This is a genomic window from Streptomyces sp. JNUCC 63 (genome assembly GCF_054366325.1).
The window spans coordinates 8,377,652-8,400,169 of record NZ_CM135963.1 but is presented as its reverse complement, the minus strand read 5'-3'; the positions used below and the strand labels follow the sequence as shown (position 1 = coordinate 8,400,169).

The window sequence follows — 22,518 nt, the reverse complement described above, 5'->3', positions numbered from 1 at the left end:
CGCGCTAGGCGAAGCTCGTGCCGGCCAGTGGGTCCTCGGCGCAGGCGCTGACCGGCGGCCGGTCCAGGTCCGGGCGGCGCGTCAGCACCAGATCCACAGTGCCGGGGCGCCGCTTGGGCGCGGTGCAGTGCGAGTGGTCGCCGGACGGCTTCGGAAGGTGGCCGCGGTCCTTCGGGCGTTGAGCCAGCAGCTGCTCGCCATACCCCTGAACGCATTCGGGATCGGGGCCGTCCAGCGGCAGCCCGGTGAAGAACTTCGCCGCCATACAGCCGCCCTTGCAGGTGTCGTAGAACGCGCACGAGGCGCACGCCCCACTGCTCTGCGGCTCGCGCAGGCTCCGGAACAGCTCCGACTCCCGCCACACCCCGGCGAAGCCGCCCGGCCGGCGAATGTTCCCGGCGAGAAACTCGTCGTGGATCGCGAACGGGCACGCGTACACGTCCCCGACCGGATCGATCAGACACACCACGCGTCCGGCCCCGCACAGGTTCAGCCCCGGCAACGCCTTCCCGTACGCCGACAGGTGGAAGAAGGAGTCACCCGTGAGCACACTGTCGCCGTGGGCCACCAGCCAGTCGTACAGCTGCCGCTGCTGCCCCGGCAGCGGATGCAGTTCGTCCCACACATCCGCGCCACGTCCGGAGGGGCGCAGCCGGGTCAGCCGCAGCTGCGCACCGTAGCGGTCGGCGAGGGCCTTGAACTCGTCCATCTGCGGGATGTTGTGGCGGGTGCACACGACGGAGAGCTTGAAGTTCTTCATTCCGGCATCGGCCAGGTTGCGCAGCGCGCGCAGCGCCGTGTCGTACGAACCCGGGCCGCGCACCGCGTCGTTGACCTCGGCCGTCGCCCCGTCCAGCGAGATCTGGACGTCCACGTAGTCGTTGCCGGCCAGCCGCCGGGCGACCTCGGGCGTGATCCGCACGCCGTTCGTGGAGAACTTGACACCGACGTGGTGGGCGGTGGCGTAGTCGATCAGTTCGAAGAAGTCGGGGCGGACTGTGGGCTCACCTCCGCCGATGTTGACGTAGAAGACCTGCATGGCCTCCAGCTCGTCGATGACGGCCTTGGCCTCCGCCGTGCTCAGCTCGCGCGGGTCGCGCCGACCGGAACTGGACAGGCAGTGCGCGCAGGACAGGTTGCAGGCGTAGGTGAGTTCCCAGGTCAGGCAGATCGGCGCGTCCAGGCCGTACTCGAAGAGGTCCACCAGGCGCGACGCAGCCGGCGCGGGCCTCGACATCTGCGGAGTTGTGGTCATGGAGTTGCCCTTTCGACGACCATCGACGACTGGACGAGTGCGGCCAGGGCCTGCCCGTACCGGGGCACGTCCCGGTCGTCGACGCCGGCGGCCAGGCAGGCCGCTCGCGCGGTGGGGGCCGTTGCGAGCGCCTGGACGACCGCGAGCAGGCGGCGGTCCTTGAGGAAGGAGAGCTTGCGGGTACCGAAGTGGTACAGCAGCGCACCGAAGGGTTCCGGCCGTACCGAGACCTGCGAATGCAGGTCCCAGGCACGGTCCAGGTTCAATGTGGCCATGTGCGCGGCCTAGTAGACGCCGCACATGCCGTCGATCGAGACCTCCTCGATCAGGGCGTCGCCCTCGATGAGCGCATCGGGGGACGTGATCTCGTCGGCGTGGTTCTGCTCGGCCTCGGCGGAGTTGAACTCGTTCATGCGGTTCTCCCTCGGAGTACGGAAGTGTGCTGGTGAATGCCGATCTTGGGGTACGCGGATGGAAGTAATCGTGGACACCTGGGTGCGCACGATCCGCGTGCGTGGAGCGGACTGCGGGCAGGACAGCCGAGCCCGCTCGGGATCAGGAGCATCGCCGACCCCGTCGTTCAGACACCGGCGAGAATATTGACATGGGGTGCCAAAAGGAAGGTGTCTGTCGGCGGCAATTTCACGGACTGCGGCAAGAACCGTGTGCGCGCCCGTCTGCCACCCCGTCCGAACTGCGAAAACCCAAACGATGCCCGTGCAGCGGCAGTCGCTGAAGTCCGTCTCGCGACGATCGCGGGGCTTGCGCTCCGCCGCCGGGAACGACTTAAGATCCCGTGCCCATGGAACAGGTCCGCCTTTCCTTCCACATCGCCGCGGCACGGCTTTCGTGAGCCGCCGACCGGATGTCGTCGTGGTCGGTGCCGGAGCCTCCGGTGCGGTACTCGCGGCGCGACTGACCGAGGATTCCGACCGGAACGTGCTGCTCCTGGACGCGGGACCCATACCGCGCGGCAAGGGCGGATTCGGCCCCGCCCTGCTGGACGCCCGACTGGTTCCGGGTGCACAGCCGAACCATCCCGCCACAACGGCTCATCCGGTACGTCTCACACCTCAGCGGCCGTGGCTGGTCACGCGCGGACGCGTCCTCGGCGGTTCGACCACCGTCAACGGCGGCTACTTCGTACGGGCCCGGCGTGAGGACTTCGACCGCTGGGCCGCAGCAGGCAATCCAGCCTGGGCCTACGACGAAATGCTGCCGCTCCTGCGCACTCTGGAGAACGATCTCGACTTCGGTCCGAGCGAACTGCACGGCGGTCAGGGGCCGATGCGGATCCGGCGCAGCTGCATCGAGCATCCGGCCGCCGTGGCCTTCCGCGACGCCGCCCACCACCTCGGTTTCCTCGCCGACTCCGACAAGAACGACCAGGCACCGCCCGGCTTCGGTCCTGTACCGTCCAACGCGATCGACGGGGTACGTCACAACACCGGGCTCAACTATCTGCCGCCCGAGGTTCTCGACCGCCCCAATCTCACCGTCCTCGGCGGCTGGCAGGCCCGCCGGGTCGTCATCGAGGACGGCCGTGCCACCGGCGTCGTCGTCGAACGCGACGGCGGACGCGCCACCGTCGAAGCCGGCAGCGTCGTACTCAGCACCGGCGCCCTCTCCACCCCGCATCTGCTGCAACTCTCGGGTATCGGACCACGCGCCGACCTCGAACGACTCGGCATACCCGTCGTCCGCGACGCCCCCGCCGTCGGCGCCCGCTTCAGCGACCACCCGCAAGTCGTCCTGGACTGGACGCCCCGCGAAGACCTGGGCGAGCCGGCCGAGTCCTGGCTCGGCGGCTGCCTCCACCTCACCTGCGTGGCAGGCGGGTTCGACGGACCCGGCACCCCAGGAGACCTGGAAATCCTCCAGTCCCTGGTCCCCATGGCGGGACTCGTCAGCGGTGCCGTGAGCGTCCCCGGAGCACCCCTGTCATTCCTCGCGTCCGCCCAGGCACCCCGGCCGACCGGCCGCCTGCGCATCCGGTCAGCCGACCCCGACATACCACCGGACACCGACTACAACTTCCTCAGCACTGCCGACGACTTCCGCCGCCTGCGCGAGGTCGTCCGCGTCACCGCGGCCCTGATCGACACCCCACCGTTCGCCGACATCTCCCACGGCCTGCTCGACCCCGGTCCCGGGGTCCTGGACGACGACCGAGCCCTGGACCGCTGGATTCGCGAACACCTCGGCACCGCCCAGCACACCTGCGGCACAGTGCCGATGGGGCCCGCAGACGATCCCGGACGTGGCGCCGTCGACCAGTTCGGGCGCGTCCACGGCGTGCGGGCCCTGCGCGTCGCCGACACCTCGATCCTGCCGGACACCCCGCAGCGAGGACCTGCGGCGACCGCTGTCCTGATCGGCGAACTCATCGCCTACGCCATCCGCCACGACCTTCCATGACCACGCTGGTGTCCTTGAGCGTGCAGCACTCATCGACCACCTGCCCCCTTCCTCGTCGACCGCCCCGGCTGAGCCTGTTCGGTGCCCGGCAAGGCGTGGAGCTGAGCCTGCCGGCAGCTCACCGCGAAGGAGGGAGACCGCTTCGCTGGTCTGGTATGGGCACTGCATGCCGGAGGGCGCCGTCTTCCTGGACGGCCGTGGCATGGCTGGAGTGCGCGCGTGGTCAGACCGTCTCCGCAGGAAGTTCTTCATACTCCGTGCCCAGGGCCACAAGACGCACATCGGGGTCCGGCCGCTCGCCTTCCACGTCACCGCCCTTACCGGGCTCCAGGAACCCGCGGCCCCGTAGCCCCCGGCTACACCGTGCCGAGGCCGTCGGCCAGCTGCCGCATGGCCAGGTCGAGCAGGTCACTCAAGCTGGCTTCCTCCTCGGCCAGCCAGTGTTCATACGCAGCGATCGCCGTGGCAAGCACGGTGCACCCAAAGAGCCGGGGCAACACGTCCGAAGGGTCGTGTCCCGCCTCGTGGTGTAAGCGACCTTGCTCGACGCGTTCCGGTAAGCCGCACGCCGGCCACCCCATGGGACACGGCTCCCGCATCGCGCGCGGTTGACCTGCTGTCAGCGCCATTGGCGGCCCCTGAACCGCGTCGATGCGGCGGTGACCTGCGCATTCCGAGTACTTGATCGGCTACACCACCTGGCGGGATGCGATCATCCGAAGGCGACAGACCCGTGCGCCGCGCCACGAACTCGGTGACGATCGCCCGCCAGGAGGCGTACCGCAGTGTGGCATCGGCCTGGAGGGTGGGCACGGTCAGGATGAGCTCCATGCGCTGCCGATGCCACGGCACCACGGCGGCGTCGAACCGGTTGAACTCGACGACGGCCTCCCGCAGCGCGTCCATCACCGGAGTGCTCGGGTCCGCCGCATCCAACAGCTCGCGAAACCTGACCAGATGCTCCTCGAAGTCGCCCCACACCAGGTCGTTCTTCGACGAGAAGTAGCGGAAAAAGGTCCGTCGGCCGATGCCAGCTGCCCTGGCAATGTCGTTGACCGTGGTGTCCTCAAACCCCCGCCGCGCGAACAGCTCAAAACCAAACCGTTCCAGATCCGCCCGCGACGTCGCTGGCGGACGCCCGCTCCGGACCGGCATGCTGGCGATCGCGCTACTCGAAGGCGGCTCCACACACGTTCCTTTCCCCCAGCGACGGCCCCGTGAGGGGCCCCGAAGATCCCGGACAGGGACCCAATAGGGTTGTCATGTAAGGAATCGAGGGAAGAAGCAAGTGGCACGTCCAAGTCCGTACTCGCCGGAGTTCCGTGAGGAAGCGGTCCAGCTGGCGTTGAAATCGAGTTAAGCCTTTCGGCGTCAGGTAAGCCATCGAACCCAGGAACCTCCCTCCAATTCCTCCCGGCTGAGCCGGGGATACAGGCGTGATGCGTGCTCGGGTCTTGGACAGGGGCTGGGTGAACGGCGAAGGGCGCGACCGTCCATGATCACGTTGATACCACTCAGCATGATCGTGAAGGCCGCGCCCGCATGCCATCCTGCCCGACCCTGCCCGCCTCCCGCCAACTCGCCGAGCAACTCGACCTCATCGGCGAGGAGTTGTGCACGCCGGAACGACTCCCGTCGCTGCTGGAGGCGGTCCGGGCGGTGCCCGACCCACGCACGCCGCACCTGGTCACGCACGCCTGGCCGATGCTGCTCGGCCTTCTCGCCTGCGCCACGCTGTGCGGGGTGCGCTCGGTGCGCGGTGTGATCCGCTGGGCGAATGGCCAGGGCGCCGGCGTCCTGGCCGCGCTCGAGGTCCCCGGCGGCGACCCCGGCCGGCTGCCGGTGGCCACTACCCTCACCCGCACGCTCGCCCGGGTCGACGCCGATGCACTGGATGCGGCTGTCGGCGCCTTCGTGCAGGCCCACGCGGCCGACCCGCTCGCGGGCATCGCCGGCGAGCCGCCCGTGCTGCAGCTGGCCGCCGACGGCAAGACGGTCCGCGGCGCCCGCGACGAGGCGGGCCTGCAGCTGCATCTGCTCGGCGTCTACCAGGTCGATCCCGGGGTGATGCTCGCCCAGCGCGAAATGCGCCACAAGCCGCACGAGACCCTTCACTTCCCTGCCGCCCTGGACCTGATCGCCGACATCACCGGCGCGATCGTCACCGCCGATGCCCTGCACACCGTCGCCGACCACGCCCACTATCTGCACTCCCGCGGCGCCTTCGGGCTCTTCCCGGTCAAGGAGAACCGCTCCACCCTGTTCGCCCAGCTCGACGCGCTCGACTGGGACGAGCGCACCAACCCGCACATCACCGTGGTCCGCACCGAGGAGACCAACAGCGGCCGTCACGAGATCCGCATCGTCCGCGTCCAGCCCCTGGCCCCGGGACAAGTGAACTTCCCCCACGCCACCCGAGCCCTGCTCGTGGAGCGATACACCACAGGCCGCGGCGACGGGAAGATCCACGCGGACGCCGAACTCGGCATCACCACCGCCCCCGCCCAGACCGCCGACGCGGCCACCCTCGCCCGCTGCGTACGCGGCCAATGGGCCATCGAGGCCCAGCACTTCGTACGAGATGTGACCTTCGGCGAGGACGCCTGCCGGGCCCGCACCGGCAACCTGCCCCGCGCGCTGGCGACCTTCCGCAGCCTGGCGATCAGCCTCGCCCACCTCGCCGGATGGACCAACAACGCCGCCGCCCACGACCACTACCGCAACCACCCCGCCGACGCCCTACGCGAACTCGGTCTCACGGGATGAGCACGCATCACGCCTGGCCGGGGATACGGCAGTGAGGTCGACCCGGAGCGCGGTTCTGGCCTCGCGACCAGCCCGTTTCTCCGGGTCGCCTCCCGAACCCGGCGTGCACCGCTAAGCGCACCGGGCTCTCCACAAGTCCCTTGGGCTCGTGTTCACTTCACGCTGTGCTCGGCCACGGTGTCGGGAGGGTCTGTACGGTCAACGGTGGATCTTCGAACAGGAAGTGACACCTGATGACAGACGTGACCGTGTCGGCTGAGGCCGTGGAGGAAGTACGGCCGGCGGGGCTGAAGCCTGACGCGCTGGACGACCAGTTGATCAGCCGGCTGGTGGACCGGGCCAAGGCGGGCGGGATCAAGCTGACCGGCGAGGGCGGACTGCTGCAGCAGCTCACGAAGAAGATCCTCGAGTCCGCCCTCGAGGGCGAGATCACCGACCACCTCGGGCACGAGAAGCACGAGAAGACGGCCGGCGGCAACACCCGCAACGGCACCCGCTCCAAGACCGTGCTCACCGATGTCGGCCCGGTCGAGATCGACGTCCCGCGCGATCGGGCGGGCTCGTTCGAGCCGCAGATCGTCAAGAAGCGGCAGCGCCGGCTGACCGGCGTCGACGAGATGGTCCTGTCGCTGTCCGCCCGCGGCCTGACCCACGGCGAGATCTCCGCCCACCTGAAGGAGGTCTACGGCGCCGAGGTGTCGAAGACCACGATCTCCACGATCACCGACAAGGTGATCGACGGCATGCACGAATGGCAGAGCCGCCCGCTCGACCCGGTCTATCCGGTTCTGTTCATCGACTGTGTGCACGTAAAGCTGCGGGACGGCCAGGTCGCCAACCGTCCGATCTACGTCGTGCTCGCGGTCACCGTCGAGGGCACCCGCGAGATCCTCGGCCTGTGGGCCGGCGACGGCGGCGAGGGCGCCAAGTACTGGCTCCAGGTCCTCACCGAGATCAAGAACAGGGGCACGGAAGACGTCTGCATGGTCGTCTGCGACGGGCTGAAGGGCCTGCCCGACGCGATCGAGGCGGTCTGGCCGCAGGCGATCACCCAAACGTGCGTCGTTCACCTGCTGCGGGCCTCGTTCCGCTACGCGGCCCGCCAGGACTGGGACAAGATCTCGAAGGCGCTCAAGCCCGTCTACACCGCCCCGACCCAGGACGTCGCCGAGGAGAAGTTCCTGGAGTTCTGCGACGCCTGGGGCAGCAAGTACCCCGCGATCGTGAAGCTGTGGGAGAACGCCTGGGCCGAGTTCGTCCCCTTCCTTCAATTCGACACCGAGATAAGGCGAGTTGTCTGCACGACCAACGCCATCGAGTCGGTGAACGCGCGCATCCGCAAGGCCGTCCGCGCCCGCGGGCACTTCCCGAACGAGCAGGCCGCTCTCAAGTGCGTCTACATGGCCATCATGAGCCTGGACCCCACCGGGCAGGGCCGCAAACGCTGGTCACAGCGCTGGAAGGCCGCCCTCAACGCCTTCGAGATCACCTTCGACGGACGGCTCTCCGCCGCCCGCCACTGAATCCCTATCAACTCCAGAAACACCGTTCACTGGACAGGCCCTGTCGGGATACGTGTTCCCCGGTAGTAGTAGCGCTTGGCGCTCACCCGTGCCGGTGGAGTTGCCCCGGTCTGACAGACACTGATGGGCTTGCGCGCTATGCGGCTGCGTAGAGCACTCTATGTGGTGTCTTCGCGGCGTGACGACGTTCGTACTCGGCCGGGCTGAGCTGGCCGTTCGCCGAATGGCGGCGCCGGGGATTGTAGAAGCCTTCGATGTAGGCGAAGAGGGCCTGCTCGGCGTGGTGTCGGGTGGGGAAGGCGGTCCGGTCGATGAGTTCGGTTTCCAGGGAGGCGAAGAAGCTCTCGGTGACGGCGTTGAAGCACGATCCGGTGCGGCCGGTGGAGGGCCGGATGCCTGCTTCCTCGCATCGCTGACTGAACGTCAGACTCGTGTATTGGGAGCCCTTGATGCTCTCCTGTGTGTCAACCTCCTGGGATCGGCCCATTGCCGGGAGCGCCCGAGCCTGAAGGATGCCGGGCCGGGCTGGGCTGTCAAGGGCGCCTGCGGCGTCGCTGCGCGATGGGCTTCGCCCACCCTGGACAGCACCGGCCTCCGGCCCGGGAGGGGCTGGCTATCGGGCGGTCCGGTAGGTGCGGCGTCCGGTGGTGGCCCGCCGACTGGCGTCCTGTTTGATCAGGTAGTACGCCTCGCGGGCGGTGTACCGCTTGAGACAGCGGATGATCTCCATCTTCGACTTTCCCCCGGCCGTCCGGCGCTCCACGTACTTGCGCGTCCGGTCGTCGACGCGCATGCGGGTGACCACGGCCAGGTGCAGGGCGGAGTTCGCCTGCCGGTCACCGCCGCGGTTGAGCCGGTGGCGCTGGTGCAGGCCCGAGGAGGCCGGCAGCGGGGCCACTCCGCAGAGCTTGGCGAAGCGGGCCTCGCTGCTGCAGCGGTCGGGGTTGTCGCCCGCAGTGACCAGCAGTTGGGCGGTGTTCTCGATGCCGAACCCGACCGCCGCCAGCAGGCCGGGAGCGAGCTCGCGGACCAGCGGGGCGACCATCTCGTCCAGGTCGGCGACCTCGTCGTCGAGTTCGAGGTAGCGCCGGGCCAGGGATTTCAGCGCGATCCGGGTGGCGGCGACCGGATCGCGGAAGGCACTCTCGTCCGGCCGCCAGGCCGCGCAGGTGCGGATCAGCTGCATCCGGGTCAGGTTGCGGACCTGGTCGCGCAGTTCCTCGGGGGCGGAGACGATCTGGCAGCGCAGCATCTGCAGGGCGACGCGGCGGGACTTGACCGCCGTGCTGCGGGCCACCCGCAGCACCCGCAGCGACTCGACCATGCCGGTGCGGGTCTTGGGAGTGACCGTGCGCCGTTCGGCCAGGGCCGCGTGGGCGGCGTTCTCCGCGTCGAGGGTGTCGTCCTTGCCCCGGCGACGGCGGTCCGAGCGGTCGGGCCGGTCGACCTCGAGGACCTGGACGCCGGCCTGGTCCAGGTGGCGCAGGAGCCCGGCGCCGTAGGAGCCGGTGCCCTCCACCCCGATGCGCCGCACGTCCCCGAAGGTGCGCATCCAGGCGAGCAGGGCCCGGTAGCCGGCCCGGGTGGTGGAGAAGGAGGCGGTGCCCAGGACGCGGTCGTCGGTGTCGACGACCGCGCCGACGTGCAGGTCCTTGTGGGTGTCGACGCCCCCGATGACGAGAGGGGACGTGAGTGGGATGCTGGCCATGTCGGCCTCCGAACGGTTGTGTCCGACTGGTTCCGGGGTCGGCACGGGCTCGTCGAAGGCGGCGGACACGACAGTGATGGGACGCCTCTGGCCAGGCTCTCCTCAGGTCACGGCCGTCGGCGAGGCGGGTGCCTCGCCGGGATGCCCCGGGCCACCGACAGATCCGAGGAAGGACAGCGCGGTCGGTCGGAGTGCGGGTCAGGAGGCCGCGGGGCATCCCGGCACCGGTATCCTCGCGCGTCCGTCGCTGTGCGGGCCAGGAAGCCCGGGGACATCCAGCACTCCACATACTCACTGTCGCTGTGGTGCACGAGGCCGGGGCGGGGTCTGCGGGCCGTGACTGCCATGGCGAGGGCATCGGTGACCAGCTCGGTTCGCATGTGGTCGGCCATCGCCCAGCCGACGATGCGGCGGGAGAACAGATCCATGATCACGGCGAGGTAGAGCCAGCCCTCGTCGGTGGGCACGTAGGTGATGTCGGCGGTCCAGCGCAGGTTCGGCGCGCTGGCGGTGAAGTCCCGGCCGATCAGGTCGGGAGCCGGCTGGGCCCGTCGGTCCTGGCGGGTCAGTGATGCCCTGCCGGTGCGGCGGTGCACGCCGACCAGCCCGGCCTGGCGCATCAGGCGAGCGACACGCTTGCGGCCCACCTTCAGGCCGTCGATCTCGCGCAGGTCGGCGTGGATGCGCGGGGCGCCGTAGGTGCCGTGGGACCGCTCGTGGTGCCCGCGGATCTTCTCGGTGATCTCGGCGTCCTCGCGCCGTCTGCGGGACGGGCAGCGGTCGCGCCAGGAGTAGTAGCCCTGCCGCGACACACCCAGCAGCCGGGCCATGAGGGAGACGTCGTGGTGTGCCCTGTTCTCGTCGATCAGCCGGTAGCAGATCACCGGCTGGTCTCCCGGACGAAGAAAACCGTGGCCTTGCGGAGGATCTCCTTTTCCTGTCGGCGTACACGTGAACGTCCCCACCCGCGTACGGATGAAAAGGGACAGTTGCTGATGCGTTGAGACCTGCTGCTCGACACTCTGCTGCTTGGTCGGTGAGAGGCGGCGGGAGGCGGTCGGCGGTGGTCCTGGATCCGCATCGTTGGTTGGAATTGCGTCGCTTCCGGGGTCTGTTGGAGTCCGGGGCGATCAGCCTGTCGGAGGTGGCCCGGGAGACGGGGCTGGACCGGAAGACGGTCCGCAAGTATCTGTCGGCACCGGGGCCGGCGACCCCGCCACGGCGGTCGCCGAACGGGCGGTCGCGGGCGAGGGTGATCGACGAGTTCGCGCCGTTGGTCGATTCGATGCTGCGGGCCGAGATCCTGATGAAGGCCGCGGTGATCCACGGGCGGCTGGTGGCGGAGTACGGGTTCACCGGCAACTATCAGCGCGTCAAGCTCTACGTTCAGGAAGCTCGGCCTCGGATCGCCGAGGAACTCGGCATCACGCCGAAGGAACTCGCCGGCATGCACCGTCGGTTCGAGGTTATCCCGGGCGCCCAGGCCCAGGTGGACTGGGGCGACGAGGGCAAGATCCTCGCCCACATGGGCATCCCGAAGGTCTACTCGTTCCACATGACGCTGTCGTACTCGCGCGACCCGTTCTGCTGCTTCACCACCAGCCAGGACCTGCAGACGTTCTTCGACTGCCACCGCCGGGCCTTCGCCCATTTCGGCGGGGTGCCGATGACGATCGTCTACGACCGGACCAAGACGGTCGTCCGCCGACACGTCGCTCCGGGTGAGGCGGTCCCGCTGCATCCGGAAGCGGTCGGGTTCGCCGGCCATTACGACTTCGACATCGACGTCCTGGCCGCCTACCGCCCTACCGGCAAGGGACGCGTCGAACGGCAGGTCCTCATCGTCCGCGACCACGTCCTGTCCGGCCGGTCCTTCTCCTCCGTCGAGGAGATGGACGCCGCCTTCAGCACCTGGGTCCCTCAGCGGCGGGCTCAGGCCCACAGGACTCACCAGCAGATCATCGGAGAGCGGGCGGCCCGCGATCACATGGCCCTCAAGCCGCTGCCTTCGACTCCGTATCTGGTGGCCGAACGACATCTGCGGCCGGTCGGCAAGGACTGCCTGGTCGCCTTCGGCGGCAACCTCTACTCAGTGCCCGCCCGCAGGGTCCGACCGCGTCAGCTGGTGGAGATCAGGGCCACGAAATCGCAGGTCCTGCTGCACTCCACCATCGCTGACTCAAGTGGCGAGACGCTGCTGGCCACCCACCCGCGGGCGATCGGCCGCGGGGCCCGCGTCGTCGAAGAGGCCCACTGGGACGGTCTGCCCACCGGCAAGGGACGCCGCACCACGACCGGCGATGTCCCGCCCCGGCCCCGCCAGGAGCGTCCTCTGGGCGAGGAGACGGGACCCTTGCAGGCCCTGCTGAACCGGGCCGCGGCCACCCGCATCGAGGTCGGCCGCCGGCCGCTGTCGGTCTATGACGAGCTGACCGGCACCCGTCCCTTCACCACCCGTCCGAGCACGAGGGAAACGTCTTGAGCGAGCTGGTCTCCACCCGCATCCGCAACACGGCCGGCAAGCTCGGCCTGCCCCACCTGGCCGAAACGATCAACGAGTACACCCGGCGGGCCGACGAAGGGAAGATGGGCTACCTCGACTTCCTCGACCTGGTCCTCTCCGAGGAACTGGCCGTCCGCGACGACCGCCGCTTCCGCCAGGGCCTGCGGCTCTCCCGGCTGCCGCACCACAAGACGCTCGACGAATACGACTTCTCCTTCCAGCCCGACCTCGACCCGCGCAAGGTCAAGGACCTCGCCACCCTCTCGTTCGTCGACGGAAAGGCGAACGCCGCCCTGCTCGGGCCGCCCGGGGTCGGCAAGACGCACATCGCCGTCGCTCTTGCGGTCGCGGCCTGCCGGGCCGGCTACTCGATCTACTTCACCAGCCTCGACGACATGGTCCGCAACCTCAAAGCCGCCGAAGCCGCCGGCCGTCTGACGAACAAGCTCGGCACCTACCTGCGGCCCAGCGTCCTGGTGATCGACGAGGTCGGCTACCAGCCCCTCGAACGAGCCGAGGCAAATCTGGTCTTCCAGGTCATCTCCAAGCGCTACGAGAAGGGCTCGATCATCCTGACCTCGAACAAGACCTTCAGCGAATGGGGCCAGGTCTTCGGCGACGAGGTCCTCGCCACCGCCATCCTCGACCGCCTCCTCCACCACTGCGAAGTGATCTCCATCAACGGCCCCAGCTACCGGCTCAAGAACCGCCTCAAGGCCATCGAGCGGGACACAGACGTGGCCTGACGCCCCACGTCGTTTCCGGCGGCCCAGCACTTGATCAGTCGTTGATCACCTGCTGAAAGATCTCGGAGAACTCGCCGTTCTCGACCAGTCCGGCGATCACGCCGGTCATGTTGTCGATGCCAGGATCCCTGACGATCAGGCCGCCCGAGACCCAGAAGTACCGGCCCCCGAGAGCCTCGTCGGTCCCTGCCCAGAGTTTCATCAGGCGCTCGACTTCCGCGACGGTGAACACGGTCGCGGTCCAACGAGATCCATCCTTCAGAGTCACGAAGACATCGACGTTGCAGACCTCGTCCAAGTCCTCACCGTCGCTCGGCAGGAACGACGCCTGGAAGTCCTCCATGCGGACCCGATACCAGGGCTCGTCCCATCCTCGCTCGATCGGTTCAGACGATGTGCTGTGGCTCATCGCGCGAGTGTCCCTGGTCGGGGCATCGATCTCAATTGAGATCCTCTGCCGCACTGCCGCTGCCCGCGGTCAGAGCTGGGGACATTCGTCCGTACGCAACCGGGGAGAAAAGTCCGTACGCCGACATTTCCTCGCGCAGCTGCTTCACCTCACGGCGGAGTTGGGCGAGCTCCTCCCTTTCGTCGCTGGTCAGTCCCGGGCGTTCCCCGGCGTCCACGCGGTCCTGGTTGGCCCAGGTCCGGATGGTCTGCGCGGACGGCTCGAACTCCTTCGCCAGCTCCTCCGGCGACCGGCCGGCTCGAACCAGCTCGACTATCTGGCGACGGAACTCCGGCGGGTAGGCCGGACGCGTCCTCGGCACGATGAACTCCTCCTTGCGGGACCCAGTGTCCCAAAGCGAAAGGTTGTCCATCAAACCGGGGCAACTTCATCCGTGACCAGCTCACCGTGCTGCTGAACACCCTTGTTGCACACACTCTGCAGTCGGCAGGAGCGAGCGAGGCCTCTGTTCAACTACCGATCGGTTCCTGGACGCTTCCAGGGCACGGCCACGGTGGGCGGGTTACGTGGCTCAGTGCTCCTACCTCAGACACCAGGGGACAAGTAACCGGTCGGTAGGGGGCTCTGCTGGGCTTGGTTTGTCTCTCGGGACCCGGATCTGCCGCAAGGGCAAGCAATTGCGAGGACCAGGCGTTCGAGGGTCAATCTTTGCGGATCAGGCCGGTGTATCCGGCAACGGCAAGGGTAGACAGGGCCCAGCCCAGCCCGGTGGCGACCCAAGTGCCAGCAGACAAGGTCCAGCCCCAAGGGGCGTCCCCGTTGGGCCGCCAGTTCTCCGCCTGGTGAACGTTGATGAGAGGGATGACCACATCCACGGCGTAACCGGCGGGGTAGAAGCATGGGTAGTCCTGAACGCAGTCCCGCGCCCGCATCTGGTCGTGTCCCACGCCGTGGTGTAAGGGATCAAGGGCGGCGCATTCCGCTACGAAGCCCCGACGATCTCCGTGGAGGCGGCGGCGCTCAAGGTGACGCGCTCGGGCGGGGTTGCGCACCCGATCCGGCACGGTCACCGTTCCCGGCCTGCGGATTCCGGCGCCTTGATCCCCTACACCATCCGGCGGGACGCCATCTCATCGCCGCCAACCACAATTATTGTGAGCGAGTCTCCGGACCGGGTCACCAGGCACTGCACGCCCTCCCCGGCCCGAAAACCGGCGGGAACAGGCCGACGCCGGAATCACCAAAACGCCCCTCCCGCCGGGGCTCTTCATTAATATTCCGACCACGGCGTGCTGCCGGTGTCCGAGGCCATTGGGGGGTTCGATGGACAGCTCGATGATTGACGGAGTGGTCGCGGCCGTGAGCGCCGCTGCGGCGACCTACGGTCGGAACGTTCTCGGCCAGGGCGAGGTAGCTGCGGAACAGGCCACAGTACGACTGGGGCGGCGGCTGCTGGAGCGGCTGCGGCGAAATCCCGACTCCGACGCGCAGATCTCCAGAGCGGTCCTGGCAGTTGCCGACGATCCGGAGGACGAGGACTACACAGCCGTACTGCGAGCCAAGGTCGAGAAGGCCCTCGGTCGCGAGGATGGTCTGGCCGGCGACCTGGCTGCGCTGCTCGCCGAGTCGGGCGTCGGCCCAGCGACGGTCTCCGGGGACCGGTCGGTGCGGATGACGACCAACCACGGCATCGTGTCGCTGGGAGACAACAGCCGCAACAGCATCGCGAACCCTGGATGACCGAGTCGGAGGGAGCCGCGGCTCGCGCCGTGACCCTCGGAGCAGACAACTACGGCATTATCTCCACCGGGGACGACGCCACCAACGTTCTGGTGATCTTCGACGGGCCGCCACCGAGCCCCGTCGACACCGGGTTTCCGTCGCTGCTGGTCTCGCTGTCCCCGGCTCACGTGGCAGGGGTGCCGGTTGTGGGACGTGAGGCGGAGATCGCCGAGCTACACGCGGCGCTGTCGGAGGCTGCGGGCCCGGGCCTGATCGTCAGGGCGCTGACCGGGCTCGGTGGCGTGGGCAAGTCGACGCTGGCCAACCACTACGCCGACGTCCACCGGGGCGACCACGCCCTGATCCACTGGCTGAGCGCGGAGAACCCGGACGAGATCGAGGCTGGCCTCGCGGGTCTCGCCGCCCGGCTTGACGCGCGCTGGGCGGAGACCGCCCCGCCATTGGCGGCCGCTTGGGCCACGGCCTGGCTGGGCGCGCATCGCGGGTGGCTGCTGATCCTGGACAACGTCAACGACCGAAGCCACATCACCCCCCTGCTGGCCCGACTGCCCGAGGGCCGGTTCCTGATCACCACAAGGCTGGCGACCGGCTGGCGCGGAATCCAAACCTTGGCCGTGGGCACGCTGGCGCCGGAGGCGGCCGCAGAAGTGCTGCGCGGGGCAGGTGCCGAGCTCGACGACGCCGCAGCCGAGGAGCTGTGCCGTGCGCTGGGACACCTGCCGCTGGCTCTGGATCAGGCCGGCGCCTATCTGGAGGAGACCGGCACCGAGGCCCGCAAATATCTCAATCTACTGGCCAACGACCGCGCCAACACGCTGCGCGACGCCGCGAACGGCACGGCCCGGGACCGAACCGTTTCCGCAGTCTGGTCGGTGACGCTGGACCGTCTGGCCGAGCAGGAACCGGTCGCGGTGGAACTCCTGCAGGCTCTGGCATGGCTCGCGCCGACCGGGATCCCGCGACGCCTGCTGGACCCGATGCCCGACCAGGCCGCGGCGAACCGCGCCGTCGGTCGACTGAACGCCTATAGCATGATCACCCTGAAGAACGACGACGGGGACCCTGCCGGCGCCCGGATCTCGGTGCACCGCCTCGTACAGGCCGTCACCCGCACGCCGGAAGCCGGGAACCCGCATCGCAGCCCCGAGGCCGTCCGCGAAGGGTGGACCAACGCCGTCGCACTGCTGTCCGCCGCCTTCCCCGCAGAGGATGCCCTGGCGGACACGGCCACCTGGCGCCTGCTGCTGCCCCACATCGACGCACTGTTCGCGGAATCGGCCGACGAGGATCCGTTCCCTCTCGCGGACGCCCTGTTCATGAACACGGCCATCTACCTGATCCAGCAGAGCCAGCAGCACCGCGCGGTACCCTACCTGGTGCACGCCCTGCAAGCCCGCGCACGGGACTTCGGACCGAAGCATCCTTTAACCCTGACCATGCGCGTCGCACTCGCCTCGGCCTACGAGGAGTCCGGGGACCTGGCGCACGCAATCCCGCTATTCGAGACGGCCTTCGCCGATCGCCGAGACGTGCTGGGCCCGGACCACCCGGAGACCCACACGTCCCGGGTCTGCCTCGCCAGCGCCTACGAGACAGCGGGCAGAATCGACCTGGCGATCGAGCAGCTCGGCCAGGCGCTTGACGACTCCGAGCGGGTGTTCGGCCGTAACCACCCGTGCACCCTGCTGGCGCGCAACAACCTGGCCCACGCCTTCGATTCGGCGGGCCGGCCGGACCTGGCGATCCCGCTGTACATCAAGGTCCTGGCCGATCACGAGGACGTTCGGGGCCGAGATCACCCGAAAACGCTGACCGCGCGCAACAACCTCGCGTACGCGCATGGCGAGGCAGGCCAACCGGACCTGGCGATCTTGCTGTACACCGAACTCATCGAGGACATGAAACGGGTGCTCGGCCCGGACCACCCGCAGACCCTCAGCACCGGCAACAACCTGGCGTCATCCTATAGGTCACTGGGCGACCTGGAGCGGGCGACGGAGCTGTACAAGAAGACGGCCGACGACCGCGCACGGGTGCTGGGGCCGGACCACCCGGACACTTTGACCTCCCGCAGCGACCTCGCCCTCATGTATCAGGACGCCGGCGACGGGGAGCGGGCGATCCCGCTGGCCGAAGCGGTCCTCGCCGACCGGCGGCGCGTCCTGAGCACTGACCACCCGGACATTCTGACCTCCCTCAACAATCTCGCCAGCTGCTACCACGCGGTTGGAGCCACGGATAAGGCCATAGCCCTGTACGAGGAAGTCCTTCGCGACCGCACAAGGGTCCTGGGCTCGAACAACCCCGACACGCTGATGGCGCGCAACAACCTCGCCTGCGCCCTCGCGGAAGCCGGCGACCTGGACACGGCGATCCCCCTCCTGCACGCGGTCCTTCAGGATCGCGTCCACGTCCTGGGCCGCGATCATCCGCATTCAATCACCTCCCGGGGCACCCTCGGCGGCGCCTATCGGAGAGCCGGCGACTTCGACAGCGCGCTCGCGTACTACAGGGAGGCCCTGGCCGACGCCCAACGTGTGTTGGGCGAGGACCACGAGCTGACCGTGCAACTCCAGAGCCGCGTGAACACGCAGCAGGACTGGTGACCCGGTAAGAACGCTACAACGGTAGTTGTCAAGTCAAATGAGACGTTTACATCGCTATGAGCTTTGTGGTTCGAGTTGCGCTCGTTTGGCTGGGTCGTTGATCCAGACCTGGCCGGGTATCTCGGGTGGTGTCGGCTGTCGGGCGAAGCGCTCGGTCGACTCCGCGCAAGGCCGCGGCCTTGCCCCTGCCGATAACCTCATCCATGCAGGTGGGAGTGGGTTTCGGCGCCGACCGTGGTCACCCGCGTCGGCGCTCTCGCTCGGGGGACGGTGGAGGCGGCATGATGATCGGCCGTGCTGTTGAGACTGGTGTACCTGGGTATGACGAACGCCTTCGCGATGCTGCGACTGCTGCCGATGAGCGACCGGGAGAAGGATGTCGAGATCCTGGCCCTGCGTCATCAGATTGCCGTCCTGGAGCGGCATCTGGACGGGCAGCGGGTCCGGTTCGACGCCGGCGACCGGGCGTTCCTGGCGTCGCTGCTCCACGGTCTGCCAAGGGAAGTGCTGCGCCGGGTGCGACTGCTGGTCCGGCCGGACACGGTCCTGCGCTGGCACCGCGACCTGATCGTCCGCCGACACGCCGCACGGTCCCGGCCCAAGCGCGGCGGCCGGCCGCGCACCGTGCGCTCGATCCGCGTGCTGGTCCTGCGCCTGACCAGGGAGAATCCCAACTGGGGCTACCGGAGGGTGCATGGCGAACTACTCGTGCTCGGGGTGAAGGTGGCCGCGTCCACGGTATGGGAGATCTTGAAGGAGGCCGGGATCGAACCGGCACCCCAACGAGCTTCCAGTACCTGGGCTGGCTTCCTGCGCTCCCAGGCCGACGCCCTGCTGGCCTGCGACTTTTTCGAAACCGTCACCCTGTCCGGGGCCCGCTTGTACGTGTTCGCCGCGATCGAGCATGCCAACCGCCGGATCCATGTCCTGGGCGCCACGGCGCATCCGACCGCGTCCTGGGTGGCTCAGGCCGCGAGGAATCTCGTCATGGACCTGGAGGACGTTGGGTGCCGGGTGCGTTACCTCATCCGGGACCGGGACGGCAAGTTCCCCGAGCTCTTCGACACTGTCCTGAACGACGCGGGCATCCAGGTGGTGCTCAGCGGCGTCCGGATGCCGAGAATGAACTCGATTATGGAGCGGTGGGTGCAGAGCTGCCGGGGCGAGCTGCTGGACCGCACGTTGATCTGGAATCAGCGGCATCTGCTCCACGCCTTGCGCGCGTTCGAACAGTTCTACAACTCCCACCGGCCGCATCAGGGCATCGCGAATGCCCGCCCGCTGTATCCATTGCCCACGCCGATCACTGATCCGGACGAGATCGCCCGCCTCGACATACGCCGCCGCGATCGCCTCGGCGGCACCCTCCACGAGTACCACCATGCGGCCTGACCTGCATGGGCGAGATTTTCGGCAAGGGCAAGGCCAGTCGCAGCAGCATGGGCGATCACGTTGCCGGGCTGATCGGCTTCAGCGCAAGAAGCGTCCTGGAGTGGGCGTCGATCGCGAAGGCCGTCCACCTCCTCCCACCGGCACGGATGAGGTTTTCGGCAAGGACAGGGTTCCTGCTTCACCGGCCCTTGCCGGTCTCCGGAGAGACCAGCGGCAGTCGACATCCCTAGCCGCACGCCAGCTCCCACCTGGGCGGATGAGGTTATCGGCAAGCACTCCGCTCACGCGATGGCGGCGATATCCCCGTCGTCGAAGTAGATCGCCTGGTGCAGACGCCCCCCCAGAGCCGCCGCAAAGCGCGCGAGCACGTCCTGGCCGGAGATGTTCCCCCGCTCGATCTGCGAAACACGCCCCTTGGTCACCCCCATCCGTTCGGCCACCTGCTGCTGCGTCAGCCCCCGGGCCCGGCGCAGCTCTGCCAAGCGTCGCCCGGTCACCTCGGCCAGGAGCTCCTCCTTGCCCGCCCGCACAGCCTCCTCACCGCCGGCGCGGGCGACATGCTCGGAGCGGATGTCCCGCCACCGCACGTAGCCGCTCATGAGCCTCCTCCTTCCTCTTCGGAGCGTTCCTTCACGTAGGTCTCGTAGCGCTGCTCAGCGAGCGGAATCGCCTCCCGGTACCACTCCGTCCACCGCCCCGCCTTGTCCCCCGCCACCAGGAGGATGCTGGAGCGCCAGGGGTCGAACGCGAACAGGATCCGCACCGTCCCCGGGCGCAGCTCCTTCAGGTTCGCCATCGAGGAACCATAGATGGTGTCCACGAGTGGGCGCCCCAGCCCGGGGCCTCCCTCGGCCAGCGCGTCCAGGGCCTGGACGACCCGCGCATGCGCCGCATCGTCGAGGCTGTCGATCCACTCGCGCACCTCGTCGACGATGAAGATCTCCCACTCGCCATCCACGCCCCGAGTATAGCAATGGCTATACCGCGGTGCTATGCACCGCGGACACCCCGTGCATGATCACGAGATCCACTACAACCAGGGCCACCCGCCGACCCCTCCTGACCGCCGCCAAGCGCGCTCCACGACCCCCGATCTCAAACTCGAGCAAGTCACCTGCCGCGGCATACACCGCCGCAACCGCCTCGACGACCTCACCCGCGACCACCAACATGCCCCTGACCAACACGGATGCGATTGTCGGCACGCACACCGTCGCACCAAGGATGCGGATGCGGCGGTCGGCGTGCTCGATGACGGCGAAGACGTACACGGTCGCGCCGCTCAGGGTGGTGGCGGTGAAGAAGTCGCAGGCCAGGATCGCGTGGGCCTGGCCGCGCAGGAAGGCAGCCCAGGTCTGGCGGTCGCGCTCGGGTGCGGGCTGGATCCCATGCGTGCGCAGAATCTCCCACACGGTCGAGGGCGCGACCTTGATGCCCGGCACGGCGAGCTCGCCATGGATCCGTCTGTAGCCCCATCCGCCGTTCTCCCGGGCCAGGCGCAGGACGAGAGCCTGGATAGAGCGACGGGTGGGCGGTCTGCCGGGACGCTTACGCCAGGAGACATCGGCGTGGCGACGGCGCATGAGGTCGCGGTGCCACCGGAGGATCGTCGCAGGGGAGACGATCAGGTAGAGCTGCCGCAGCCGGGCGCGAGGCAACCGGTGGAGGAGTGCGGCAAGGAGAGCACGGTCCGCCGGGGTGACCCGGGGCCTGTCGGTCTGCCGCTGCAGGACCGCCAGTTGGTGGCGCAGCGTCAATATCTCGATGTCCTTGTCGACATCGCTCATCGGCAGCAGCCGGATGAAGGCGAACACGCTCGACACGGCGAGGTAGGGCAGTCGCAGCAGCACGATTGGTCAGCCTGACACACCCGTCCTGCGGCCAACGGCGGTTCACGAGAACCTGCACGTCGCAGGCCATGGACGGGGTTTTCGGCACCCGCACCGTCTGTAGCCCCACCCGCCGTTCTCCCGGGCCAGGCGCAGGACGAGAGCCTGGATAGAGCGACGGGTGGGCGGTCTGCCGGGACGCTTACGTCGGGAGACATCGGCGTGGCGACGGCGCATGAGGTCGCGGTGCCACCGGAGGATCGTCGCAGGGGAGACGATCAGGTGGAGCTGCCGCAGCCGGGCGCGAGGCAACCGGTGGAGGAGTGCGGCAAGGAGAGCACGGTCCGCCGGGGTGACCCGGGGCCTGTCGATCTGCCGCTGCAGGACCGCCAGTTGGTGGCGCAGCGTCAATATCTCGATGTCCTTGTCGACATCGCTCATCGGCAGCAGCCGGATGAAGGCGAACACGCTCGACACGGCGAGGTAGGGCAGTCGCAGCAGCACGATTGGTCAGCCTGACACACCCGTCCTGCGGCCAACGGCGGTTCACGAGAACCTGCACGTCGCAGGCCATGGACGGGGGTTTTCGGCACCCGCAGCCATCCACACGTGGCAAGAGACCCCAACTCCCCTCCCTACGCTCCGCTCCCTGCGGGTCTTCCTCAGCGAGAACAACAACTGGGAGGCTGCTTCGTCGGAGCTCGGAATCCACCGGCACACGTTGCGCCAGCGCATGGCCCGGGTCGAGGAGCTCACCGGTCTGTCGGTCACCACCACCGAGGACCGAGTCATCGCCTGGCTGGCTCTCCACGCCGATCACATCATCTGATGCACCTGCCAGCGGTGGCGCCCACGTCGCGCCCGCTGAAGCTCCGCGTACACCTACTCCAGCGACCTGTCACCAGGGCAGGGTGTGTCAACATTTCTGGCACAGATCTTGGGGAACGCTCGCGGAGGGTGATCCCGGACTGCCTCAGAGGCGCGGGCGTCAGAAGCCCAACTCCGCTGAATACCCAGGGCTAAACGGCATTGTGGTCAGCGGACGAGACGGGGCAAGTCGATGTCGATGTCGAAAGGGACCGCGGTCTTCATGCGATCGCGGCTAATGCCGGTGGCTACGTAGGCGCGGGTGGTGTCGTCCAGCTCGTACGTGTGGATGACGGGGAGGCCGTTTTCCTCCTCGACACGCCAGTAGTGCCGAATACCCGCCTGCGCGTACTTGAACGGCTTCAGCGACCGGTCGCGGTCGGCGGACTCGTCTGAGACGACTTCGACGGCGAGGGCGACCTGGTCGGAGAGGTAGCACGTACGGTTCGGTTCGTATGGGACCGTGACAGCGAGGACGTCAGGCTCGGGCCGGTTCTTCTCGTTCAGCTTGACCGTCATCTCCCGATCGATCACGAATCCCTCGGGAGCTTGATCGTCCAGTGCGGTCGTAAGCCGGGTGACGACGCGGGCGTGCCAGGACCGCTGCGGGGACATCATGAAGATCAGCGCTCCATCGATCAGCTCGGTGTGTCGTGGGAGGTCGGGTGCGTTGTCGAGGTCGTCGGCCTCCCAACCACTCGGCCGAGGCGGCAGCATCCAGGGCGGGAGCGCGTCCCATGCGGTCGTCATCGT

The 22,518-nt window shown here is 68.3% G+C and carries 23 protein-coding genes and 1 pseudogene; 9 read left to right on the top strand and 15 right to left on the bottom strand.

Annotated elements, in window-relative coordinates:
* Positions 1–4: 4 nt before the first annotated feature.
* From mftC to mftA, 3 genes are read right to left on the bottom strand one after another with little or no spacing between them, the layout of a single operon-like run.
* On the bottom strand, positions 5–1,255 hold the full coding sequence (gene mftC, locus ACX25U_RS39185; protein WP_454387185.1) for a mycofactocin radical SAM maturase: 1,251 nt from the start codon (positions 1,253–1,255) through the stop codon (positions 5–7).
* Positions 1,252–1,530: a mycofactocin biosynthesis chaperone MftB gene (gene mftB, locus ACX25U_RS39180; protein ID WP_454387184.1), complete on the bottom strand. Its 279-nt coding sequence runs from the start codon at positions 1,528–1,530 to the stop codon at positions 1,252–1,254. The genes mftC and mftB overlap by 4 nt, the downstream gene beginning before the upstream one ends.
* 9 nt (positions 1,531–1,539) lie before the next feature.
* Positions 1,540–1,668, bottom strand: coding sequence for a mycofactocin precursor MftA (gene mftA, locus ACX25U_RS39175; protein WP_454387182.1), 129 nt, complete (start codon positions 1,666–1,668; stop codon positions 1,540–1,542).
* A 436-nt stretch (positions 1,669–2,104) separates the two neighbouring features.
* On the opposite strand from mftA, the gene ACX25U_RS39170 reads away from it, so the two are divergent.
* A complete protein-coding gene (locus tag ACX25U_RS39170) occupies positions 2,105–3,673 on the top strand; it encodes a GMC family oxidoreductase (RefSeq protein WP_454387180.1) in 1,569 nt (522 codons plus the stop codon).
* Positions 3,674–4,029: 356 nt separating this feature from the next.
* Here ACX25U_RS39170 and ACX25U_RS39165 read toward each other — a convergent pair whose 3' ends face one another.
* Positions 4,030–4,146, bottom strand: coding sequence for an acyl-CoA-like ligand-binding transcription factor (locus ACX25U_RS39165; RefSeq protein ID WP_454387178.1), 117 nt, complete (start codon positions 4,144–4,146; stop codon positions 4,030–4,032).
* A complete protein-coding gene (locus tag ACX25U_RS39160; RefSeq protein WP_454387176.1) occupies positions 4,118–4,861 on the bottom strand; it encodes an acyl-CoA-like ligand-binding transcription factor in 744 nt (247 codons plus the stop codon). Before ACX25U_RS39160 ends, ACX25U_RS39165 begins: the two co-directional genes overlap by 29 nt.
* A gap of 354 nt (positions 4,862–5,215) precedes the next feature.
* Here ACX25U_RS39160 and ACX25U_RS39155 point away from each other — a divergent pair, with 354 nt between their 5' ends.
* Together ACX25U_RS39155 and ACX25U_RS39150 are read left to right on the top strand one after the other, a co-directional pair.
* On the top strand, positions 5,216–6,439 hold the full coding sequence (locus ACX25U_RS39155) for an ISAs1 family transposase (protein ID WP_454387174.1): 1,224 nt from the start codon (positions 5,216–5,218) through the stop codon (positions 6,437–6,439).
* A 233-nt stretch (positions 6,440–6,672) separates the two neighbouring features.
* Positions 6,673–7,962, top strand: a complete 1,290-nt coding sequence (locus ACX25U_RS39150) for an IS256 family transposase (protein WP_454387172.1) — start codon at positions 6,673–6,675, stop codon at positions 7,960–7,962.
* 136 nt (positions 7,963–8,098) lie between these two features.
* Here the strand turns inward: ACX25U_RS39150 and ACX25U_RS39145 are convergent, their stop codons facing one another.
* The 3 genes from ACX25U_RS39145 to ACX25U_RS39135 form a co-directional block, all read right to left on the bottom strand.
* Complete coding sequence (locus tag ACX25U_RS39145) at positions 8,099–8,449, bottom strand: IS3 family transposase (protein ID WP_454387170.1); 351 nt, start codon at positions 8,447–8,449, stop codon at positions 8,099–8,101.
* A 126-nt stretch (positions 8,450–8,575) separates the two neighbouring features.
* Entirely contained in the window at positions 8,576–9,670 is a 1,095-nt protein-coding gene (locus tag ACX25U_RS39140) for an IS110 family RNA-guided transposase (protein WP_454386658.1), read from the bottom strand.
* Between the two features lie 107 nt (positions 9,671–9,777).
* Positions 9,778–10,554 (bottom strand): IS3 family transposase, encoded by a 777-nt coding sequence (locus ACX25U_RS39135; protein ID WP_454387169.1) that lies wholly within the window; start codon positions 10,552–10,554, stop codon positions 9,778–9,780.
* A 203-nt stretch (positions 10,555–10,757) separates the two neighbouring features.
* On the opposite strand from ACX25U_RS39135, the gene istA reads away from it, so the two are divergent.
* Positions 10,758–12,152 (top strand): IS21 family transposase, encoded by a 1,395-nt coding sequence (istA, locus tag ACX25U_RS39130; protein ID WP_454387167.1) that lies wholly within the window; start codon positions 10,758–10,760, stop codon positions 12,150–12,152.
* The gene (istB, locus tag ACX25U_RS39125; protein WP_454387165.1) at positions 12,149–12,919 is read left to right on the top strand and encodes an IS21-like element helper ATPase IstB; all 771 of its coding nucleotides are present in this window, start codon (positions 12,149–12,151) and stop codon (positions 12,917–12,919) included. Before istA ends, istB begins: the two co-directional genes overlap by 4 nt.
* Positions 12,920–12,953: 34 nt before the next feature.
* Here istB and ACX25U_RS39120 read toward each other — a convergent pair whose 3' ends face one another.
* Both ACX25U_RS39120 and ACX25U_RS39115 read right to left on the bottom strand, forming a co-directional pair.
* On the bottom strand, positions 12,954–13,328 hold the full coding sequence (locus tag ACX25U_RS39120; protein ID WP_454387163.1) for a hypothetical protein: 375 nt from the start codon (positions 13,326–13,328) through the stop codon (positions 12,954–12,956).
* 31 nt (positions 13,329–13,359) lie between these two features.
* Positions 13,360–13,689, bottom strand: a complete 330-nt coding sequence (locus ACX25U_RS39115) for a transposase (RefSeq protein ID WP_454387161.1) — start codon at positions 13,687–13,689, stop codon at positions 13,360–13,362.
* A 962-nt stretch (positions 13,690–14,651) separates the two neighbouring features.
* Between ACX25U_RS39115 and ACX25U_RS39110 the strand changes: the two genes are divergently transcribed.
* The 3 genes from ACX25U_RS39110 to ACX25U_RS39100 all read left to right on the top strand — a co-directional run bounded on the left by ACX25U_RS39110 (position 14,652) and on the right by ACX25U_RS39100 (position 19,069).
* The gene (locus ACX25U_RS39110; RefSeq protein WP_458633794.1) at positions 14,652–15,068 is read left to right on the top strand and encodes a hypothetical protein; all 417 of its coding nucleotides are present in this window, start codon (positions 14,652–14,654) and stop codon (positions 15,066–15,068) included.
* 29 nt (positions 15,069–15,097) lie between these two features.
* The gene (locus tag ACX25U_RS39105; protein ID WP_454387158.1) at positions 15,098–17,677 is read left to right on the top strand and encodes a tetratricopeptide repeat protein; all 2,580 of its coding nucleotides are present in this window, start codon (positions 15,098–15,100) and stop codon (positions 17,675–17,677) included.
* A 294-nt stretch (positions 17,678–17,971) separates the two neighbouring features.
* Complete coding sequence (locus ACX25U_RS39100) at positions 17,972–19,069, top strand: integrase core domain-containing protein (protein ID WP_454387156.1); 1,098 nt, start codon at positions 17,972–17,974, stop codon at positions 19,067–19,069.
* Between the two features lie 281 nt (positions 19,070–19,350).
* Here ACX25U_RS39100 and ACX25U_RS39095 read toward each other — a convergent pair whose 3' ends face one another.
* From ACX25U_RS39095 to ACX25U_RS39080, 4 genes and pseudogenes are all read right to left on the bottom strand, one after another.
* Positions 19,351–19,668 carry a helix-turn-helix domain-containing protein gene (locus ACX25U_RS39095; RefSeq protein WP_454387154.1) on the bottom strand — a complete coding sequence of 106 codons (318 nt, stop codon included), beginning with the start codon at positions 19,666–19,668 and terminating at the stop codon, positions 19,351–19,353.
* Entirely contained in the window at positions 19,665–20,027 is a 363-nt protein-coding gene (locus ACX25U_RS39090) for a type II toxin-antitoxin system RelE/ParE family toxin (protein WP_454387152.1), read from the bottom strand. Before ACX25U_RS39090 ends, ACX25U_RS39095 begins: the two co-directional genes overlap by 4 nt.
* A gap of 19 nt (positions 20,028–20,046) precedes the next feature.
* Positions 20,047–20,919, bottom strand: coding sequence for a helix-turn-helix domain-containing protein (locus tag ACX25U_RS39085; RefSeq protein WP_454387150.1), 873 nt, complete (start codon positions 20,917–20,919; stop codon positions 20,047–20,049).
* Between the two features lie 93 nt (positions 20,920–21,012).
* Positions 21,013–21,402: pseudogene (locus ACX25U_RS39080) on the bottom strand (integrase); the annotation flags it as partial.
* A gap of 1 nt (position 21,403) precedes the next feature.
* Here ACX25U_RS39080 and ACX25U_RS39075 point away from each other — a divergent pair.
* Positions 21,404–21,727, top strand: coding sequence for a helix-turn-helix domain-containing protein (locus ACX25U_RS39075; RefSeq protein WP_454394708.1), 324 nt, complete (start codon positions 21,404–21,406; stop codon positions 21,725–21,727).
* Between the two features lie 206 nt (positions 21,728–21,933).
* Here the strand turns inward: ACX25U_RS39075 and ACX25U_RS39070 are convergent, their stop codons facing one another.
* Positions 21,934–22,515, bottom strand: coding sequence for a Uma2 family endonuclease (locus ACX25U_RS39070; RefSeq protein ID WP_454387148.1), 582 nt, complete (start codon positions 22,513–22,515; stop codon positions 21,934–21,936).
* Between the last annotated feature and the right edge of the window lie 3 nt (positions 22,516–22,518).